This window comes from Vibrio sp. 1069 (genome assembly GCF_033340555.1).
Map to the genome: position 1 here is coordinate 1 of NZ_JAWOWP010000639.1, position 593 is coordinate 593.

Sequence of the window (593 nt, forward strand, 5' to 3'; positions counted from 1 at the left end):
GTCAACCTTCAAAGGTTGCAAACGCAGTCGCGCATTCCATAAAACAAGTTGATGAGTCCCAAATTCATCGTGCTCAAATACAATATGATTTGCCGGAAGGTAATGCTCGCAAAGCCATGGAGCAGTACATGGATGTCATGAATCGAGCTAAAAAAGAGGAACTGGCTCAACTACTGGGTGTCGATATCTATGTATGAATTTCCTCGAATTGGTATTAATAGATTAAATGGTGGTTTATGAAGGTTTTTGGACGGTTGTTTTTGGTTTTGGTTGCCGCTTTTGGCTTGTCTGCATGCAGCTCTCTTCCTGAAGAGTTGAACGCTAGTACAGAGCAAGTCGTTACCGACTATAAGGCCTTTGCTGAGTCTCAAGGAGAGGTCACGAATGATGTTCGCCTCGGCGGTATCATTGCGAAAGTGGACAACTTCAAAGACAAAACACGCCTAGAGATCGTCAATCTACCTATCAATAAATCTGGCAAACCTGATATTGACCAAGAGCCTACGGGTCGTTTCGCCGTGTATTTTGATGGCTACTTAGAACCCGTTGCATTTAGCCGAGGCCGTGTGGTGACGGTGGTGGGCAAAGGGGCC

The 593-nt window shown here is 45.5% G+C and carries 1 protein-coding gene and 1 pseudogene; both read left to right on the top strand.

Going from position 1 to position 593, the window contains the following annotated elements:
• Positions 1–197 (top strand): annotated as a pseudogene (locus R7040_RS28200) (chromosome partitioning protein ParA); the annotation flags it as partial.
• 39 nt (positions 198–236) lie between these two features.
• On the top strand, positions 237–593 hold a 357-nt coding region (locus R7040_RS28205), incomplete at its 3' end, for a Slp family lipoprotein (protein WP_318097851.1).